This window comes from Bythopirellula goksoeyrii (genome assembly GCF_008065115.1).
Taxonomy (GTDB): Bacteria; Planctomycetota; Planctomycetia; order Pirellulales; family Lacipirellulaceae; genus Bythopirellula; species Bythopirellula goksoeyrii.
Map to the genome: position 1 here is coordinate 6,300,622 of NZ_CP042913.1, position 14,670 is coordinate 6,315,291.

At 54.1% G+C, this 14,670-nt stretch carries 10 protein-coding genes; 5 read left to right on the forward strand and 5 right to left on the reverse strand.

Annotated features, from left to right (window positions below):
- Window positions 1–45: 45 nt before the first annotated feature.
- Window positions 46–594 carry a DUF6580 family putative transport protein gene (locus Pr1d_RS25000; RefSeq protein WP_148076077.1) on the forward strand — a complete coding sequence of 183 codons (549 nt, stop codon included), beginning with the start codon at window positions 46–48 and terminating at the stop codon, window positions 592–594.
- A 39-nt stretch (window positions 595–633) separates the two neighbouring features.
- Here Pr1d_RS25000 and Pr1d_RS26170 read toward each other — a convergent pair whose 3' ends face one another.
- Window positions 634–2,085, reverse strand: coding sequence for a hypothetical protein (locus tag Pr1d_RS26170; RefSeq protein ID WP_210417835.1), 1,452 nt, complete (start codon window positions 2,083–2,085; stop codon window positions 634–636).
- A 310-nt stretch (window positions 2,086–2,395) separates the two neighbouring features.
- Between Pr1d_RS26170 and Pr1d_RS25010 the strand changes: the two genes are divergently transcribed.
- Window positions 2,396–3,319 (forward strand): histone deacetylase family protein, encoded by a 924-nt coding sequence (locus Pr1d_RS25010; RefSeq protein WP_148076078.1) that lies wholly within the window; start codon window positions 2,396–2,398, stop codon window positions 3,317–3,319.
- On the opposite strand, the gene Pr1d_RS25015 is transcribed toward Pr1d_RS25010, so the two are convergent.
- The 3 genes from Pr1d_RS25015 to Pr1d_RS25025 all read right to left on the reverse strand — a co-directional run bounded on the left by Pr1d_RS25015 (window position 3,311) and on the right by Pr1d_RS25025 (window position 5,729).
- A complete protein-coding gene (locus tag Pr1d_RS25015; RefSeq protein ID WP_148076079.1) occupies window positions 3,311–3,604 on the reverse strand; it encodes a helix-turn-helix domain-containing transcriptional regulator in 294 nt (97 codons plus the stop codon). The genes Pr1d_RS25010 and Pr1d_RS25015 overlap by 9 nt on opposite strands.
- Window positions 3,588–3,947 carry a type II toxin-antitoxin system RelE/ParE family toxin gene (locus Pr1d_RS25020; RefSeq protein ID WP_148076080.1) on the reverse strand — a complete coding sequence of 120 codons (360 nt, stop codon included), beginning with the start codon at window positions 3,945–3,947 and terminating at the stop codon, window positions 3,588–3,590. Before Pr1d_RS25020 ends, Pr1d_RS25015 begins: the two co-directional genes overlap by 17 nt.
- Window positions 3,948–4,016: 69 nt before the next feature.
- Complete coding sequence (locus Pr1d_RS25025) at window positions 4,017–5,729, reverse strand: hypothetical protein (RefSeq protein WP_148076081.1); 1,713 nt, start codon at window positions 5,727–5,729, stop codon at window positions 4,017–4,019.
- Between the two features lie 166 nt (window positions 5,730–5,895).
- On the opposite strand from Pr1d_RS25025, the gene Pr1d_RS25030 reads away from it, so the two are divergent.
- Both Pr1d_RS25030 and Pr1d_RS25035 read left to right on the forward strand, forming a co-directional pair.
- Complete coding sequence (locus Pr1d_RS25030) at window positions 5,896–6,945, forward strand: matrixin family metalloprotease (protein ID WP_168205478.1); 1,050 nt, start codon at window positions 5,896–5,898, stop codon at window positions 6,943–6,945.
- A gap of 256 nt (window positions 6,946–7,201) precedes the next feature.
- Complete coding sequence (locus tag Pr1d_RS25035) at window positions 7,202–7,879, forward strand: hypothetical protein (protein ID WP_148076083.1); 678 nt, start codon at window positions 7,202–7,204, stop codon at window positions 7,877–7,879.
- A 51-nt stretch (window positions 7,880–7,930) separates the two neighbouring features.
- On the opposite strand, the gene Pr1d_RS25040 is transcribed toward Pr1d_RS25035, so the two are convergent.
- Window positions 7,931–12,307: a beta-propeller domain-containing protein gene (locus tag Pr1d_RS25040; RefSeq protein WP_148076084.1), complete on the reverse strand. Its 4,377-nt coding sequence runs from the start codon at window positions 12,305–12,307 to the stop codon at window positions 7,931–7,933.
- Between the two features lie 564 nt (window positions 12,308–12,871).
- On the opposite strand from Pr1d_RS25040, the gene Pr1d_RS25045 reads away from it, so the two are divergent.
- Window positions 12,872–14,530, forward strand: coding sequence for a DUF7453 family protein (locus Pr1d_RS25045; RefSeq protein WP_148076085.1), 1,659 nt, complete (start codon window positions 12,872–12,874; stop codon window positions 14,528–14,530).
- The last annotated feature ends 140 nt before the right edge of the window (window positions 14,531–14,670 follow it).

Consider the following 14,670-nt stretch of genomic DNA (forward strand, 5'->3'; position numbering starts at 1 on the left):
TTTGACACTAGATTGGCCCAAACGAGCTTTGAGGATTTAATTCCCATGAAAAATAAAGATTCCCTTCGTGACTTAAGCGTCTTTGGACTCTTGTTGGCCATCGGTGTTGCCGGGCGCTGGGCACAGCCTGACTGGAACTTTACTCCGCTGGCTGCTGTGACCGTCATTGGAGGTTATTACTTCCGCTCATTGTTAGCAGCGGTATTGTTGCCCGTGGGGATACTGGCAGTTTCGGACCTCATCTTGCCCGCACACAACAGCGTGGCTGTTCAAATCTCGGTACATGTCATGATGCTAGTACCGCTTCTCTTGGGTCGCATGGCTCAACACTCCCAAGGCTGGCAGCGCGTGAGTCTGGGTGTACTGGGAGGCGTGTTACCCGCGACAGCTTTCTTTGTCGTGACCAATTTCGTCCACTGGGCATCGACCGGCATGTACGAAAAGTCACTCACAGGACTCACGGTCTGCTATGTTGCCGGATTGCCCTTCTATCGCGCGATGCTCGCCGGCGACGTGTTCTATCTTGCCGTGCTAGTGACCTGCCTGACGATTGCTACCGCGAGAACACCTCAAAGAGTGCGCGTGCGGGCTTGAAGACTGCAGTGATGGTTGCTTCTGCTCGGTGAAGTAATTTTACCCAGCGAAGTCGTCCTCTCCCGCTTCTTCTGCAGGTTTGTCCTCGGGAAGCTGCCAAGTTGCTAGTAGTGTTTTGAGTCGCTCCTCAAGTTCGATTACTGCACTGCTAACATCGATCTGCACGGCATCTTTGTCCTCGATGACATTGATCACCGGCTTCATCTCATCAATGAGCGAACCTATCTGCTCCTTCTCTGCATCGGGGAGACCTTCGCTAAGGGAATTTCCCCCACGAGCAATGTCCACGAGTCGAGCCATGAGAAGTCGGCGCTCGAACTTGGGGCCGGTATCTTCCTGCGTTCCACTGAAGCCCCCTCCATAGCCGCCACCATAGCCTCCTTCACCGCCGTAGCCCCCACCATAACCCCCTTCACCGCCGTAGCCTCCGCCATAGCCTCCACGTCCACCATATCCTCCAGCCATTGGGGCCGTGATACCCCCCTCACCAAGAAATTCTTTCTGATACTTCTTCGCCAATTTCGCACCTTCGGACACGACATCCAAAGTGAGCTGACCCAAGGCAGGTACCGTTGCCGCTCCACTAACTGCCCCCCCCGGGGCGTAGGTCATCTTCTTCAACAACGCGGCTACCTTGCAGCGATCATCGAGTCCCAACTTTTCATCAGCAATCAATTTCGTAAGGGCATCTTGAACTTCCTGGGAAGGTTCTTTGGCATTCTGGTTGGCCAATACCTGCGCCGCGAGCGTGATTACCCAATCATGAACATTCTGATCGACATCCTCAGGCGACTCACGATCAGCAACCATGGCGAGCATCGCCTTGGTCAAACGATCTTTGACCTGCGGATCGATGCCGTAGCGTGAATGACGCTCCAACCCGATCAATGCCCCCAGCTTCAAAGATTCCGGCACCGGTACGCCATTAAACTCGTCCTGTTCCACCAAATCTAAAAGCTCTGACGTCGCTGCAGGCAGTGGAATCGGAGGAGTCGTTCCAGTGGCCGGCTGCTGATCCAAATCGCCCAACATCAAGACTGCATTGTATCGGACCGCCGGATGCATATTCTTGCGCACGCAATACTGGCCAAACTTGAATGCGATTTCGACCAGATGCTGTCGCGAACTCGCGTGGGACGCTTTGGCAATATAGTTCTTAAAGTATTTTTCGCGATCTTTGGCCAAATCTGCCAAGGCCTCTGGAGAGTAGACAGTCAAATTCGGCAAGTAGTACTTCGTCAGATAATCGTCGACAGCTTTTTGCTCCGCACCAAACCCTGACGTGTTCCGCAATGCCTGTTCAAGAGCCGGAGCAAGTTGACGAGCTTCACGTGCATCCAACTTGGCCGGCAGCGTGTCGTACCGTTCGCCGGGCTCCTGAGCATACGAAGCCGAACCAGAAAAACATCGGACCAAGACCGCCATCGCGATCAGTCCCAATAGACACCATCGAAGTTTTCTTGAAACGCCCCGACCGCAGACAGCGCACATGGCCCTGTTCCTTATGTTGAAAAATGCCTCTGAAAAGCCTCGCAAGGGAGATGCGAGTCGCTCGCTTCCTCTATTGTAGAGTCTCCATGGGAGTTCGCCAAACTCTGAGCAACTTGGCTCGACATAACTGTTTACCATAAAAGAGTTTAGCTACACCCACCCTACCCAGAGTGGACTGACCGTGTCAAGCTTATGACTTGAGAGACGAGTTACTCAGTAGAGCTTGATTCCTTGATAGCCGTTGGCGGGAGCCAATGGTTGAACCTGTGAAAACCATCGGCTCCCGCCGACGGCTAGGAATAGACACACCATGGTCCTTCTCTACACTTCACCGCGATTCCTGCTGCACCACACCGGCAACCATCCCGAGTGCGCCGCGCGACTGGAGCATATTGTCAGGCACTTGGAAGCCACGGGCCTCAAGGATCGCTGTACCTTGGCCGAGTGGCTCCCCGCGGAAAACGCGGTACTTGGATCGGTCCACGAAGAGAAGATGATTCGCAACTTAGAACAATTGGCGAATACAGGGGGTGGCCGCGCCGATGCTGATACGGTGATATGCCCCGAATCGTTCGACGTAGCAAAGCTTGCTGCGGGGGCCGTGTGTGATGCGACCACTCGCGTCCTTCATGGCGAAGATCGCCGCGCTCTGTGCCTCGTGCGACCGCCGGGGCATCATGCCTTGCGCGAAACGGCAATGGGATTTTGTCTGCTCAACAACATCGCCCTGGCAGCCCAGACGGCACTCGACCAGGGAGTCGAGCGCGTGCTCATCATCGATTGGGACGTGCATCACGGCAACGGCACCCAGGCGATCTTCTACGACGAACCCCGCGTGGCGTTTTTCTCTGTCCATCGCTGGCCTTTCTATCCCGGCACGGGCGATGCTGACGAAACGGGCACCGGTGCGGGTCTTGGAACCACGCACAATTTGCCACTGCAATTCGGTATCTCACAGCGCGACTATCGGGACGCGGTTCTCCGCGACCTGGAAGAGTTCGCCGCGCGCATGCGTCCCCAGTTGGTACTCGTGAGCGCCGGCTTCGACGCCCACCGTACCGACCCCATCGGTTCCTTGGGCCTGGAGGTAGAGGATTTCCAGTGGCTGACCACCGCGGCAGTGGAAGTCGCCAACACCTACGCCGAAGGCCGCTTGGTGAGCACGCTCGAAGGGGGCTACAACCCGCCGGTGCTGGCCGAGTGTGTGGCTACTCACCTGGAGGGGTTACTTTGAGGCAGGTACGCAGCCCAATTGCATCCCTATCGCACCAAAAACAGAAAAAAGACTTGAAAGCCTGGGATTGCCATCTTCGGAAAGCATATCGTAGAGTCCCTGCCGATTGAGCTCAGTCGTTGATGCGAGTTGGCCAACGCCGCCGAGGGCCTCTGTGACATTGCGAAGCCCGAGCAAAAACTCCTCCTGGCCTTCTGCAGCACATGCTGAGATGTATCCGGCGGCATACTCAGGATCGCTCAATCGCTCTAGCAACTCTTCTTGGTAATCACTCGTTAATGCCATTGGTGTTCTCCTCTTTCCGAGACTTATAGTCAGCCCAATAGTCTCTAGCCGTCGCGATATCTCTTGACTGTTTACTCTTGTCTCCGCCAGTCAACAAAATAACTAGTTCCTCACCATCTCGCCCCAAATACACCCGATAACCCGGACCGTAATCAATGCGAAGCTCTAAAACACCTTCACCTACTGGCTTACAATCTCCGAAATTTCCCAAAGCGACGCGAGTAAGCCTTGCATCAATACGCTGCTGGGCTCTGCGGTCTCGAAGTTTAGCAAACCACTTCGAGAAAGGACGCTTACCTTCCCTCGTATGATAAATTCGGATTCGTTGCTCCTGAGCATCCATTCAAAATAATTGTAGGCTATAACCGACACTCTGTCAAATCCAATTGATAATTTGAAAGCGTCAAAAAGGCTACTCACCTGGAGGGGTCAATAGATCCTCCTCCACAGGAAGCTCCGGAAGCTTGAACTCCGGCACGGGGACGCGGAAGACGATGTCACGGGTGCCAGAATCGATTTCCGCTTTATCCGCCATCCACTCACCGGCGACAATCTCTTCGTCCATACTCGTTCCGCCGTCATCCTTCCCATCCCGATAGACACTGTAGAGCAAATACCCGCCATCTGGCTTGCGTTCATATCTGAACGGTTCGCCGACATACAAATCCAGCGGCACCTCCGGCAGGATGCCAGGAACCAATGCCGTAAGCTGTTCGGGATATTCTCCCCGTTCGGCACGATAGACCGCCAGCGCGGCAGCAAGCCGCGTCAGTTCCCAAACTGCCTCCGCACGCACCTCCGCTTCATAGGCGGCGCGCAACGCCGGCAAGAACAAGCTTGCCATCACCTCCGCGAAGATCTCGCTGCGGGCCTGTCGACTCACCAATCCACTAAGGAGCCGATAGGGATTTTTTTGCGCGTTCGCCATTTGTCGCAATTCAAAATCGAGATTCTTTATTGCTTTATCTTTTTCATCTCGCGTCGGTAGTCGGGCAGCCGCTACCAGCCGATCGTACCAAAGGTTCCCTTCGCGCAGAACATAGTTCCACTTGATGTGCATCAACGGAACCGGATCGAAGTTGGGTGCGCCTCCCCCGCCTGTGAGCCCAGCCATTGAGTCGCGTCCCGTAGCCAGCCTGAGCACCGTGTCGACAAACAACAGCCGCTCTCCGGTGTCGACCGAATTGGCGATATCGCAGGCGGGCCCCATGGCAGTCAGGTCGCCGAGTATCCTGCTAGCGAGTTTCGCGTCGACGTGCCCCGAGTCGAGCAGCGTGACCGTCTGCTGATTGGCTATTCCTTCCATGGCAATCGCCACGAGCTGTTCGACCAGTGTGGGCCCAGCACTCGTGAATTGGGCCAGTCGATAGCATGCCTTGAGGTCAGTCCAGGCAGCCTGATTGTCGCCCATTCCCAGATGCCACATGGCTCGAATGTTCAATACCCGCGTGGCCATGCGCATCGATTGTACGTTCGGCAACAACAATGCAATGAGACCTTCGTCTCTGTCATGTATCATACTTGGCAATGGGGACCAGAACTTGGGCTTCTCGGTCGCCGCCACCAAGAGATCAAGCTGCCTGCTGTTTCGCTCAAGCCACTCCGCCAGCGCCGGCAATTGCGCCGACTTCCAGGGTCGCTCCATGGCTAGGCCAATCGCGTCGTGAGCCAAAGTGTCTTTGATGAATGTCTGATTCTGTTGGGTAAGCAAATCCTCCCCAGCAGAACCCTCGAGGGTCTGCTGATAGAGTTCCGTCAGCTTCGCGGCGATCTTCGCGCGATTTTCTTGGGTATAGGGTGACTCCAAACCACTCCCCTCTTTTGGCACCGCTTTCATCCCCAGCGCATCACAGAGCGGATGCCAATCCTCCACCGCCAGGTCCCCCGGCCACATTGCCTGCCAGAACTCGACGGCCCCGTTGTTCTCCGGAGTCACCCCCTCGTGCCCCAGTTCATAGAAATACTGGGCGTAGTCGGGCAGCCCATCCGCGCGAAGCGGTTCGGTGAGGACTGTCGTCTCGGGCGAGATCTCGATCTGCTCATTAGGCGCAAAAATCTGATATAAAACCCATGCTAGCGGCAAACCGACGACGATACCCACCAGCCACCAAATGCGTTTGGACATGAAAGATTGCCGCTGCTGGTCCATAGAAAAGCCTTGTAAGAAAGAGACGGAGTGCTTCATCCTAGTCAGTTCAGCTACAGGCGACAAACCAAAAATAGGCGCGCTCCTGAAGCTCGGCTATAATGTGGGGCATTCAATCCGTTGCCTGATTTCCGGGGAGCGTAACATGCGATTGGCATTGTTCTTAACACTGGCTGCTGGTTTTCTCTACTCGAGCCCCCACTCAGCGACTGCATACAATTTGTTTCCTTTCACACTCGGTGGAGGTGAGACGGGTTATGCAAAATGGGGAGGGGACAATCATGCTGGCACACCCGGAGGTGCAGTAACCTGGAGCTTGATGCCAACTGGTACCACGCTCGACGCTTCCGCTCCGACTTACCTACACGGGACGTCGGACCTCACTCCCGTGTTTAATCAAGTGGGGGGACAAGCAGCGGCCCTGGCGATGATTCAATCCGCGCTTGACCGTTGGTCAACGGTCGCTAACATCGAGTTCGTCTACGTGGGGATCGACGATGGCACTCCGTTCTCGGCGCCTTACGCTCCTGGGCAGGTACTGGGCGACATCCGCATCGGCGCTTTCGAAATTGATGGTTTCTCGGCAGCGGTAGGATTTACTGCTCCCCCTAACGGCGGCACGACGCTCGAAGGGGATGTGATCTTCAACAACAAGTCCGATATCTCATTCTACGTGGCACCGGAAGCCGAGGGGGAGTTATACGACCTATATCCCCCCGGCGGCGGATTCTATCGCAACGAGTTCGAAGGGCTAGCGGCCCATGAACTGGGACACGCGTTGGGGCTAGCTCACTCGGATGTGTCCGATGGTTTGATGTGCGGATATGTCGACTCCGGTTTCGACGGCAGTCTGTGCAGTTACTTCGATCCGGACGGCGATGGCAAAGCCCCTGTCAATCGCATTCCCGACCCCGACGATGTGGATGGCGTACAGTTCCTCTACGGACCGCCGCCCTCAGCCGATTTTGATAACGATGGCGACGTGGATGGCCAGGATTTCTTGGTGTGGCAGCGAGGCAATTCCGTTCCATTTCTGAGTGCAAGCAGCTTGGTCAACTGGCAAGCTCAGTACGAGACGGGCTCGCTGAGTGCAAACTTGGCCGTTCCAGAACCAAGTCTGATGATGATGACTTGTATTTTGGGCTGCATTCTATCCTGTAGCCGCGAATTCAAACTATCTGCCGCAATGCGCTGAAGAGCGGCTTAATTGACAACACACAAAACCGAGTATGAATGTACGGCGGCTGGTCAAGATACCCAAATTCCTCCCCGTCGCTACAACCGGCCCTTGAAACCTGTTCCTGGCCATTTCGCAGCGGCTTTCGGTGCTATAGTTCTAGGCAATTCACGGTACAATGCACTTTTCGGCATCCTAAATCTCGGTTTGCCTAGACCAATGTGGTCTGGCTAACGACTAACAGCTAATAGCCCTCTCGGCGGAGATGTGATCCATGGCAACGCGTGCAACTATCAGCCCTAACTATCTTATTCGCCTCGGCCTGGTTGGTTCGGTATGCGTCCTCGGAGGGCTCTGGTTTCTCTATGATGGGTTGGTCGGCTATCCCGCCAAGCGCGAGCGTGGTTTGGACCGAATTCAATTCTTTGAAGTCCACAAAGACGATGTCGATGCCAATGGCGACAAACTGGGGGAACTTCAGCTGAGCGAAATGTGGAAAGAACGTGCCGCAGAACGCGGTTGGCCCACCGACAATCCTCTCAACCCAGAAACCGGCAAGCCGCTCGCACCGGTCGACATTAATGAGCAGTTCTTCTACGCCGGTGGTGCTGGCCTGATCGGATTGGGTTTCCTCAGCCGATTGGTGTACATGCTCGGCCGCTGGGTCGAGACTGAAGGGACTACCCTGCGAACCAAGGGGGGGCAACAAACTGACTTCAGTCAAATCACTGGACTCGACAAAAAGAAATGGCAATCCAAAGGGATCGCGTGGGTGGACTATCAGGACGGCGGCAAGAAAAATAAAATCCGCCTGGACGACTACTACTACGACCGCGCAGCCACCAAGGAAATCCTCCGCCAAATCGAGGCCGCCATCGGCCCGGAAAAGATCGTCAACGGCAAGCCCGAACCACCCGAGAAACCAGCGGTGAATGTGGAAGCCGATGCCTAATTCATGGCTATCGCCGAAAGGCGATGATGCGTTGCTAACACTATTACTCTCTCAGCCAACGAGTGCCGCGAGTTCCCGGGCAAGTGCGTCGGAGTCGAATTCAGATGAAAACACCAAATCACTAGCTGTGAGTTTGGCGAAGGCCCGGTCGCGAGGCACTGACAAATCCAAATGCGCTGCACGATATGTCGCTCGTCCAGCAATTCTATCTATTGGAACTCGCTCCCTCTCTTTGTGGGCAACTTGTTGGGTAACCGGTGTGTCTGACCGCTGTCGTCCTTGAGGTCGAAAAAGTTCTCGAGAGAGATAGGGAAGTGATTCGGTCGACTCGATCTTACTCGGTTTGACCGGCTCCACTTCATTCGGTAATGGGGTATCGACAATTTCCAACGAAGCCGTTTCTCCCACGCGGATGGTTACCGTAGCAACATCGGTATCCCCAACATGATTAGTAATCGTGTAAGTGAAGGTCTCGATCCCTTCAAAACCTGCTGCCGGTGTGTAGGTAAGTCCAAGCCCCCCTGGATCGATTGCAATCGAACCCCCTTGGTCAGGCGAACTGATGTCGGTAATCGTGAGTCCAACGACGGAGGGGGGATGATAGGGAATGCTAAAAATAGCATCGCTGATAACCATCGTATCGATCACCGAATAAGGCGTAGCAAAGGGAAAGTAGCCACCCCAGTCGGGGTTCGCGTCGTTGGCCAGTACGTCAAGTTTTGTGGGACCAGAATCAACATCAATCTCGAATTCATCATCCACCGCATCAGGATCATCTGGCGTGTTGGTCACGGTGAGTGTGACCGTAGCCTGCTGTTCGCCGCGGACTTCATCGAAAACCGCATAAGTGAAGGTCGCCGTGCCGAAGAAGTTTTCTGCAGGAGTGAAAACTAGCGACTCGCCATCTTCTGAAATCTCAACCGTGCCGACATCTTTGACTTGCGAAACAGGCGTCAACTCCGCAACCATCGGTACTGCGAGGGTTAAAGAATTCATGGCGTAGATAGGACTGTCCCAGTACCTAACTCCAGCCGTGGGTTGCGTAACGGAGACAATGCGAGGCGCCTCACCACCAATACCCAGTCGATCGTTGGCCCGCACGTCGAGTGTCACCTCGGGACTATCTTCTTCCACCGTGAACTGATCGTCTCGGGGAAGCGTCCCCAAATAAATCTCGGAGAGTTGCTCCGAGACATTATGTAGTCGGCTGATCTTGAGATAGTCATCTGAAAGGGTAATGAGCGACTGACCCACGCGCACACTCCGGCGTGCTTGATTTCCGTGGTATCGATACGATGTCGCGTCGCTCGTATGCTCCACGCTTCCTGCAATCTCAATCGCACCGCCACCTTGCTGGTCGACGTCGATCTCGAATGCCCAGATCGCCGAGTGGTTTTCGTAGCTTGTCCCTTCAAAGATGCCGTCTCCATCCCAATCAGCCGGCACCGATTCGCTCCAGCCGACAGGAATCGTAAGTACCTGATCCTCGGCAAAGTATGCCACCGCATGGTGGTCGCTCCATGCTTCGCTTAAATGCCACTCGGCACCTTCCATGGTTACTTGATCGACGAGCGTAGGATTGGTCATATCACCCACATAGAAAAGTGAGATCTGCAGCGGCCCCAGGCGACCCGTTATTTCGTCCGCATCGCGGCCGATACCGATCACATAATCTTCGCCGACGGGGTGCAAGTAGTCCGAGTAGCCGGGTATCTTTAAAGCACCGGTCACCGTGGGAGCGGTCGGATCGCTGAGATCCACCGAGAACAGCGGATCGACCACCCGGAAGGTGGTCACGTAGGCTCGGTCATCCATGAAACGTACTGACTTGATCGTCTCGGTAGGGGCCAAATTTCGAATTTCTCCGACAACTTCCAGTTCCGTCCCCTCTTGTTCGAGAACGAACAAGTTATTGAATCGCTGTCGTTGCCGCGTGATCTCTCGGCCCCAGCGATCCAACACGGTTTCCATTCGAGTCTCGGTCGTAGCGATGCGCAGTCGCCCTTCGTGCTCATCGACCGAGAATTGATTGAGCAGCAGCCCGCCAACTTTGCCGGTGGCCGCCATGGTGGCGGTCCCCTCGTCATCGATTGTGAATTTGAAGATCGCCGTTTCCTCGTTCGAGTTTCGCATTACATAGAACGAGCTACCCGACATGTACACTTCGCTAGCGCTGGAAGTGAATATTCCCGTGGAGCTATCCGGCCCTGCCTCACCGTCTGCCACATCAAACGTGACCAGCGACATCAAATCGTTGTCGACTGTGTCGATCGGCTTATGGATCTGCGTGGGATCGGTCAATAAACCCGAGGCGATGAGTTCGCCGGCAGCGTCGTAAGTCTCATAAGTCGGCAACGCGGTTTCTAACAAGGTAGACCGCACCCGGGCTACATACTCGTCGAGAGTTTCATTGGTACGGTACTCGTAGGGATCCCCTTCCTCGGCCGGCACAGTGACTGTGCTCTCCACAATCGGCAGTTCGACACCACTGATGGCTACATAAACTCGATCCCCCACAGCACGCGAATCAACGATGCGACCATCGATCTCGGTTCGCTCGACGATTGCCGGATTCGCACGGTCCGTAATATCTAGCACAGTAACAATCGAAGGGCTGACTTTGTTCCAACCGCGGGAGATGAGCGTCAGGCGGTCTCCCTGTAGATACATTTCGTGGTAGCGGTCTTCGAAAGCTGTGAATGACATCAGATCAGGATCTGTCGGGTCAGACACATCGACGATCACCAGCTTGCCGTGCGAGAAGGTGTAGACAAACTGGCCGTCGGTCTCGACGATGTCTGCCTCATCGACCCCTGCTTCTTGGGTGTTGGTCTCTGAGTGATCGCTTGAGGACGAAAGGAAATTCGTCGTTCTTATCACGTCACTCGTAGTATCGTATAAGGTGTAGCTATATTCGATCTGTCCGGTGTAATGCATCTGCGTCATGCCGAATTGATTCTTATAGCGCTCGACGGCCTGATCGATGAGAAATTGTTCGAGTTCCCCCGGCAAGATAAACTTCGGCACGCCTGCATCAGCAACCTGTTCGGATACAAGCACGGTCACTTGTGCGGAATCAATGTGACCATTGGAGTCCTCTACCGTGTAGTTGAAAGTCTCCTCACCGGTGAAACCTGCCGCGGGAGTGTAGAGTAGCTTGCCGCCAGTTGAGATGGTTACTTGCCCTTCGTGAGTACCAACGCTGACTCCAATTATCGAAAGCGTTACGTCTGGCTTGGTGCCACTCCAGCCGATGCGCCGCTTAAGGGTGGGATCGTTTGCCAAGACATCGAGTTCCTGCGATGGGCTGCCAGGACTCACTGCAAACCAATTGTCGACAGCCAGAAATGTGTTCTGGATGCTCAAGGTCTCATAGCCGGTGACCACCTGATGGTCGAGCGATCCGTAGCGCAGGACGTACTCGAAGCTGATCGAACCAAGAAAACCCTCACTAGGTTGGTAGATCACCCGTTGTCCGTCGGCGCTGATTTGAAATGTGCCCCCTACTTCTGGTTGCGATACTTCCACGATCCGAGGTGTTTCGGGCGTGCTGGCCAGAATCACGTCTCGCTCTAACACATTCAAGACATGGGGACCCGTACCGACATCAAAATTCAGTCCGTCCTCGGAACGTGTTTGAATTGGTTTGATAACGTTGATGGACACGTGATAGGTCGCTGTTTCGCCCTCAGCATTCCGTACGGTATAGGTAAACCGATCGCTGCCCGTCGTGGCTGGTGGAGCCTGGTAGAGCAAGGATTTTCCGTCCTCGGCGATTTCCACCGTTCCACCAATACCCTCCTGGTCGGCGATTTCAATAATCTCGCCAGTGGCAAACGGACCATCGTTGGCCAACACTTTCAGCGTCTGAATCGGGCTGTCTTCGTAAAGCGTATAGTTGTCATCTCGGCTGAAATAATACGGGGGCCGATAGCCTTCTCCGGAGTCTTTCTCTCCCACCGTCACGTTCGCCTTGCCGAGTTTGCCATCGTTGTCCTCGACAATGTAGTAAAACGTATCGAACGTCACGCCTCCCTCGGGCGGTGTATAGATTAGCCGCTTCCCATCCTCGCTGATCGCGACCGTCGCCCCTTTGGCCGTCTCGCTCACCATCTTGATGTGCAGCCCAGTCGCGCCATCCGGCAGTGGATCGTTCGAGAGCACATCGATGCGGAGTTGCTGGGTACCTGTGCTCGCCTCGATGTAGTCGTCCTGGGCCTCGATCCCGGCCACACCAACCACCGAATCAGGATCTGCATCGGGGTCGGTGTGGACAAACCCTGCCCCGTCCATCAGATAGCGATCTTCGAGTCGCTCGACATGAAATCGCTGATCGGCCTTCCGAGGGGACCGCGCCCGGGCAGCACCCCCCCAACCCCGGCGGAGGAGAGACGAAAAGGAGGTTCCCAGCTGTTTGCGACTAACCATGCGAAAAAATTGCCTCTTCACTGTCCCGTCGAGACGGGGGAGAAAGAACGCTGGGCATTGTAACCCAGAAACCGGCGGAAAAGCCTATTCCAGCCGTACTCTAGAAGGCCGGAACTGGAGGGGCAATGTCACGCAAGAAATCCGCTAGCAACCAAAAATTGCGGAAATACCACCTTCGTAGGCCGTGAACAAGCCGTGCGCAGTTCCGACAGATCAGTTCTAGTACAGGCCGTGTGGCCATAAAGTGCGTTTCAGACCTGTGCTACTACTTGGCGCACTTCAATTCAAATTGGAGGTCGATGTAACCGCTCGAGCAACCTGTTTACCCTGGTGGGGGCTAGAATCGGGTGGAGTGATTAAGTTCGGGACGTTTGGTAGCAATCGACGAGTGGTGCGGTTATGCTAGATGGAAATCCCGAATTGCTTATTGGAGCGAACATGGACTCACGCATTAGTTCCCACGAATAAGTACAGTTGGCAACCGAAGTATTTTTAGCTGTGAAATTTTCGTATGAGTACTTTCATCCACTGGTGTTCTAGCGATTATATAGAAGAGCAAGCACGATGATATGCATTAGAACTCTTTGTATTGCACTCTTACTTTTTACCAATCTCTTAATAAGTGCCTACGGCGACGCACTCCGAACTGTTGCAATCTCCGGCCAATCCGCAATCGATATTGGTGGGGGTGTAGTTTTCAATGGCTTTTCGGACCACGTCATAAACGATAAAGGGCAATCTGCTTTCCGCGGATTTCTTGCAGGACGTGGAGTAATTGGGCTAACCAGCTCAGGCGTTTGGAGTGAAGGTCGAGGAACTCTAGCACTTGTAATACGACGAGGAGATTTTGCTCCGGGCACCGATCCGGGTTTTAAGTTCAGTGATTTCTTACAAATATCACTCAACAACGAAGGGCTAACTTCGATATCCGGCACTATCACTGACATTGATGTGATAAGTAGCAACAACGACAATGGTATTTGGCTCCACAATGCAGCAACAAATCAACTTCATCTTGTCATTCGCTCTGGTAGTGTAGCTCCCGATACAGACTCAGGCGTGGTCTATTCTCGAGTTGGAGCTCCTGCTCTCAGCGACAATGGAGCAGTGGCCTTTGGTGGAACTCTAGAGGGTAATGGAATAGACAACAGCAACAATCGAGGTATCTGGAGTGGGGATATAGACGGAGGCCTGCACTTAGTCGCTCGTAAAGGAGATAGGACACCAAGCATCCACTTGGCAAATGAATTCGATGATTTTTCTGGCGTGGCCATAAATGCCAGTGGGCAAACCGCATTCATTGGGGAAATAGTAGATAACTTCAGTACCCGTCGAGGTATATGGGCTACCAGGAATAATCAATTGCTGTCTGTAGCTGAACGAGGAATTCCTGCCCCAGGACTAGGGGATGAAACTACGTTCCGAACTGTAGCCGCAACTAGCTTCCCCAATGTAGCTATTAACAGCCTCGGAAATACTGCGTTCTTAGGAATACTGAGTGGAGCAACAATTAACTCCAACTCAAGCGATGGTAACGCGTCGGGCATTTGGAGTGAATCGCAAGATTCCGGCCTTGAACTACTGGTTAGAGCAAACGACGCAGTTCCCGGAATGGAACTAGGCGTTGAATTCGCAGGATTCGGCGACCCAGTTCTGAATGACGAAGGAAAACTGGCTTTTACTGCATTTCTACGCGGCACAAACGTAGATCCTCGACAAAGCTCGGCCAGCATTTGGAAAGGTGGTGGTGGAGACGACCTAACTCTTGTTGTTCGATCCGGAACCGCCGCTCCAGGGACCCAGGGTGATGCTAAGTTCATAGATTTCCACGGCACGACTATCAACAAACGTGGCCAAGTTGCATTCGTTGGTCAAATCAGAGGTGATAGCCCCGATTCAATAGGCCAACTGGGGATCTGGGCGGAGAATGAGAGCGGAGACTTGCAGCTCATCGCACTTACAGGTGCTATTCTGGATGTTAGTGATGGCACCGTTTCTGATTTCAGGACTGTCAGCAGCCTAAGTTTTATAGGAAGCACTGGCAACGGCGATGGTCGCCCAAGTGCGTTCAACGATCTTGGTCAACTTGCCTTCACCGCCCGATTTACAGATGGAACTGAGGGTGCGTTCGTGTCAACTCTCGTAGCAATCCCCGAACCCTCGACGATGCTAATTGCCTTCGCAGCTTTCGGACCACTTCTCTGTCGCTCATACTGGCGATAAAAGGGCATTAGAGGGGGCAATTCGGACAGGCACAATTCCAAGTGGGCCTGAGCGGACTTCTCTGTTTGAATTGCTGCAAGTGCTTGTAGGCTAGTGAGTTCTGTCTACTTGGCCAGGATTCTGGTTGTTGATTGTGACTG